At 51.6% G+C, this 5,551-nt stretch carries 2 tRNA genes and 3 rRNA genes; all 5 read left to right on the forward strand.

Annotation, left to right across the window (positions count from 1 at the left end):
* Positions 1-253: 253 nt before the first annotated feature.
* The 5 genes from BMW28_RS12600 (at position 254) to rrf (ending at position 5,504) form a co-directional block, all read left to right on the forward strand.
* Positions 254-1,782: ribosomal RNA gene (locus tag BMW28_RS12600) — 16S ribosomal RNA — on the forward strand.
* Positions 1,783-1,854: 72 nt separating this feature from the next.
* Positions 1,855-1,931: transfer RNA gene (locus tag BMW28_RS12605), tRNA-Ile, on the forward strand.
* Positions 1,932-1,963: 32 nt separating this feature from the next.
* A tRNA-Ala gene (locus tag BMW28_RS12610) sits at positions 1,964-2,039 on the forward strand.
* Positions 2,040-2,404: 365 nt separating this feature from the next.
* A 23S ribosomal RNA gene (locus BMW28_RS12615) occupies positions 2,405-5,277 on the forward strand.
* A 114-nt stretch (positions 5,278-5,391) separates the two neighbouring features.
* Positions 5,392-5,504 (forward strand): 5S ribosomal RNA (rrf, locus tag BMW28_RS12620).
* The 16S, 23S and 5S rRNA genes sit together here with 2 tRNA genes alongside, the layout of an rRNA operon.
* Positions 5,505-5,551: the final 47 nt, after the last annotated feature.

The following is a 5,551-nucleotide window of genomic DNA, read 5'->3' on the forward strand; positions in this document are numbered from 1 at the left end:
GAAAATTCTTTCTTGACGGCAGTAAAAACTGTGTTATAGTAGAGGGCTTCGCTGATCGCGGCGAGGCAAGCAGATCTGGAAGGGTTTGCGGATCATTAAAAACATACAGCCGATAAGCGTGGGTGTTTGCAGAGCCGGACTTTGGTCTGGCGTGTTGTGAAACTGGATTAAAAAACTAGTAGTCGCAAGACTGCAAACACTCATAAGAGAAAGAAGAAGTTCTTCTTCAATTTCTTAAGAGTAATTCAAGATCGAACTGAAGAGTTTGATCCTGGCTCAGATTGAACGCTGGCGGCATGCTTTACACATGCAAGTCGAACGGTAACAGGTCTTCGGATGCTGACGAGTGGCGAACGGGTGAGTAATGTATCGGAACGTGCCCAGTAGTGGGGGATAACTACTCGAAAGAGTGGCTAATACCGCATGAGAACTGAGGTTGAAAGCGGGGGACCTTCGGGCCTCGCGCTACTGGAGCGGCCGATATCAGATTAGGTAGTTGGTGGGGTAAAGGCCTACCAAGCCGACGATCTGTAGCTGGTCTGAGAGGACGACCAGCCACACTGGGACTGAGACACGGCCCAGACTCCTACGGGAGGCAGCAGTGGGGAATTTTGGACAATGGACGCAAGTCTGATCCAGCAATGCCGCGTGCAGGACGAAGGCCTTCGGGTTGTAAACTGCTTTTGTACAGAACGAAAAGGCTCTGGTTAATACCTGGGGCTCATGACGGTACTGTAAGAATAAGCACCGGCTAACTACGTGCCAGCAGCCGCGGTAATACGTAGGGTGCGAGCGTTAATCGGAATTACTGGGCGTAAAGCGTGCGCAGGCGGTTTTGTAAGACCGATGTGAAATCCCCGGGCTCAACCTGGGAACTGCATTGGTGACTGCAAGGCTGGAGTGCGGCAGAGGGGGATGGAATTCCGCGTGTAGCAGTGAAATGCGTAGATATGCGGAGGAACACCGATGGCGAAGGCAATCCCCTGGGCCTGCACTGACGCTCATGCACGAAAGCGTGGGGAGCAAACAGGATTAGATACCCTGGTAGTCCACGCCCTAAACGATGTCAACTGGTTGTTGGGTATTTGCTTACTCAGTAACGAAGCTAACGCGTGAAGTTGACCGCCTGGGGAGTACGGCCGCAAGGTTGAAACTCAAAGGAATTGACGGGGACCCGCACAAGCGGTGGATGATGTGGTTTAATTCGATGCAACGCGAAAAACCTTACCCACCTTTGACATGGCAGGAATTCCGAAGAGATTTGGAAGTGCTCGAAAGAGAACCTGCACACAGGTGCTGCATGGCTGTCGTCAGCTCGTGTCGTGAGATGTTGGGTTAAGTCCCGCAACGAGCGCAACCCTTGCCATTAGTTGCTACGAAAGGGCACTCTAATGGGACTGCCGGTGACAAACCGGAGGAAGGTGGGGATGACGTCAAGTCCTCATGGCCCTTATAGGTGGGGCTACACACGTCATACAATGGCCGGTACAAAGGGTAGCCAACCCGCGAGGGGGAGCCAATCCCATAAAGCCGGTCGTAGTCCGGATCGCAGTCTGCAACTCGACTGCGTGAAGTCGGAATCGCTAGTAATCGTGGATCAGCATGTCACGGTGAATACGTTCCCGGGTCTTGTACACACCGCCCGTCACACCATGGGAGCGGGTTCTGCCAGAAGTGGTTAGCCTAACCGTAAGGAGGGCGATCACCACGGCAGGGTTCGTGACTGGGGTGAAGTCGTAACAAGGTAGCCGTATCGGAAGGTGCGGCTGGATCACCTCCTTTCTGGAAAGTAGCAACGTAAAGCAAACATCCACACTTATCGGTTGTTGGAAATGGGACGCCCGAGAGAGACCTGGGTCTGTAGCTCAGTTGGTTAGAGCACCGTCTTGATAAGGCGGGGGTCGTTGGTTCGAGACCAACCAGACCCACCATATCCGATAAAGCGATTGTGTCAGAATCGTTTGGGGGATTAGCTCAGCTGGGAGAGCACCTGCTTTGCAAGCAGGGGGTCGTCGGTTCGATCCCGTCATCCTCCACCAAGACTTGTTGTGCAACACCAAAGCGGCTTCGCGAGAGGCTGTTTTGTTGTTGGATTCCCTTTGGGGATTCAATCGGCTGTTCTTTAACAATTCATAGAGTCGAAATCAGCGTTGTCAGGGGAAACTGCACATTCGTAAAGGTTTAGTGCAGACCGTGCCCTTGGCAACAATTTTGATTGCGTCAAAACGAACGAAAAAACTTTGTTTTATAACTTTGTTTGGAAGTTCAAGTAATGACGAATCGTTCTCAAGATAGAGATATCTGAAGAATCATTCACATTACGGCATAACGCGTCAGGTGAAAGACCTGACAAGACAGTCCTTGAAAATGGCTTTGTATCTTTTAGGAGATGTCAAAGTTATAGGGTCAAGTGACTAAGAGCATGTGGTGGATGCCTTGGCGATGATAGGCGAAGAAAGACGTGATAGCCTGCGAAAAGCCTGGGGGAGCTGGCAAATAAGCTTTGATCCCGGGATCTCTGAATGGGGAAACCCACCCGCGAGGGTATCCGTATCTGAATACATAGGATACGGAGGCGAACCGAGTGAACTGAAACATCTAAGTAGCTCGAGGAAAAGACATCAACCGAGATTGCGAAAGTAGTGGCGAGCGAAATCGCAGGAGCCTGGCAAAGATAGCATTCTTCTTAGCAAAACAGTCTGGAAAGGCTGGCCATAGCAGGTGATAGCCCTGTATGCGAAAAGAGGAGTGTGGTACTAAGTTGCGAACAAGTAGGGCGGGACACGTGAAATCCTGTCTGAACATGGGGGGACCATCCTCCAAGGCTAAATACTCATCATCGACCGATAGTGAACCAGTACCGTGAGGGAAAGGCGAAAAGAACCCCGGGAGGGGAGTGAAATAGATCCTGAAACCGCATGCTTACAAAAAGTAGGAGCCCTTTGGGGTGACTGCGTACCTTTTGTATAATGGGTCAGCGACTTACATTCAGTGGCGAGGTTAACCGAATAGGGAAGCCGAAGAGAAATCGAGTCCGAATAGGGCGAACAGTCGCTGGGTGTAGACCCGAAACCAGGTGATCTATCCATGGCCAGGATGAAGGTGCCGTAACAGGTACTGGAGGTCCGAACCGACTAATGTTGCAAAATTAGCGGATGAGCTGTGGATAGGGGTGAAAGGCTAAACAAACCTGGAAATAGCTGGTTCTCTCCGAAAACTATTTAGGTAGTGCCTCAAGTATTACCGACGGGGGTAGAGCACTGTTTTGGCTAGGGGGTCATGGCGACTTACCAAACCAAGGCAAACTCCGAATACCGTTGAGTACAGCTTGGGAGACAGAGCACCGGGTGCTAACGTCCGGACTCAAGAGGGAAACAACCCAGACCGCCAGCTAAGGTCCCTAAAATTGGCTAAGTGGGAAACGAAGTGGGAAGGCTAAAACAGTCAGGATGTTGGCTTAGAAGCAGCCATCATTTAAAGAAAGCGTAATAGCTCACTGATCGAGTCGTCCTGCGCGGAAGATGTAACGGGGCTAAGCCAGTTACCGAAGCTGCGGATGCACAGTTTACTGTGCGTGGTAGGAGAGCGTTCTGTAAGCCTGTGAAGGTGCGTTGTAAAGCGTGCTGGAGGTATCAGAAGTGCGAATGCTGACATGAGTAGCGTTAAAGCGGGTGAAAAGCCCGCTCGCCGTAAGCGCAAGGTTTCCTACGCAACGTTCATCGGCGTAGGGTGAGTCGGCCCCTAAGGCGAGGCAGAGATGCGTAGCTGATGGGAAACAGGTCAATATTCCTGTACCGATTGCAAGTGCGATGTGGGGACGAATCTTAATAGGTGATCCGGGTGTTGGATGTCCCGGTTTAGACAGAAGTAGGCGTGTGTCAGGCAAATCCGGCACACATATACCGAGGCTGTCGATCGAGCGAGCTTGCTTGCGAAGTCACTGAACGGGGTTCCAGGAAAAGCCACTAAGCTTCAGCTTGCAACGACCGTACCGCAAACCGACACTGGTGCGCGAGATGAGTATTCTAAGGCGCTTGAGAGAACTCTGGAGAAGGAACTCGGCAAATTGACACCGTAACTTCGGGAGAAGGTGTGCCCTAGTAGTGTGATGAGAGCATCTGAGCATGAACGGGTTGCAAAAAATTGGTGGCTGCGACTGTTTATTAAAAACACAGCACTCTGCAAACACGAAAGTGGACGTATAGGGTGTGACGCCTGCCCGGTGCTGGAAGATTAATTGATGGGGTGCAAGCTCTTGATCGAAGTCCCAGTAAACGGCGGCCGTAACTATAACGGTCCTAAGGTAGCGAAATTCCTTGTCGGGTAAGTTCCGACCTGCACGAATGGCGTAACGATGGCCACACTGTCTCCTCCAGAGACTCAGCGAAGTTGAAATGTTTGTGATGATGCAATCTCCCCGCGGAAAGACGGAAAGACCCCATGAACCTTTACTGTAGCTTTGTATTGGACTTTGAACAGATCTGTGTAGGATAGGTGGGAGGCTTTGAAGGCAGGATGCTAGTTCTGCTGGAGCCGACGTTGAAATACCACCCTGGTGTGTTTGAGGTTCTAACCTAGGTCCCTTATCGGGATTGGGGACAGTGCATGGTAGGCAGTTTGACTGGGGCGGTCTCCTCCCAAAGCGTAACGGAGGAGTTCGAAGGTACGCTAGTTACGGTCGGACATCGTGACGATAGTGCAATGGCATAAGCGTGCTTAACTGCGAGACTGACAAGTCGAGCAGATGCGAAAGCAGGACATAGTGATCCGGTGGTTCTGTATGGAAGGGCCATCGCTCAACGGATAAAAGGTACTCTGGGGATAACAGGCTGATACCGCCCAAGAGTTCATATCGACGGCGGTGTTTGGCACCTCGATGTCGGCTCATCTCATCCTGGGGCTGTAGCCGGTCCCAAGGGTATGGCTGTTCGCCATTTAAAGAGGTACGTGAGCTGGGTTTAAAACGTCGTGAGACAGTTTGGTCCCTATCTTCCGTGGGCGCTGCAGATTTGAGGAAGCCTGCTCCTAGTACGAGAGGACCGGAGTGGACACACCTCTGGTGTACCTGTTGTCACGCCAGTGGCATCGCAGGGTAGCTAAGTGTGGAAGAGATAACCGCTGAAAGCATCTAAGCGGGAAACTCGTTTCAAGATGAGATCTGCCGGGGGCTTGACCCCCCTGAAGAGTCGTTCTAGACCAGGACGTTGATAGGCTGGATGTGGAAGTGCAGCAATGCATTAAGCTGACCAGTACTAATTGCTCGTGCGGCTTGACCCTATAACTTTGGCCAAAGGCCAGGGCTGTTATGCCAGGCGCAATCAAAAGACAAGAAGCTGATTGAGACTCTATGAATTCGCTGTGCTGCAACAGCAGCATGGCACCCCGTTAAAGCCTGATGACCATAGCGAGTTGGTCCCACTCCTTCCCATCCCGAACAGGACAGTGAAACGACTCAGCGCCGATGATAGTGCGGATTCCCGTGTGAAAGTAGGTCATCGTCAGGCTACTTACAGCCAGGAAAAGCGCCCCGAGACCATCGGGGCGCTTTTTT

The organism is Allobrachymonas denitrificans DSM 15123 (assembly GCF_900110225.1).
In the GTDB taxonomy this organism is placed as follows: Bacteria; Pseudomonadota; Gammaproteobacteria; order Burkholderiales; family Burkholderiaceae_C; genus Brachymonas; species Brachymonas denitrificans.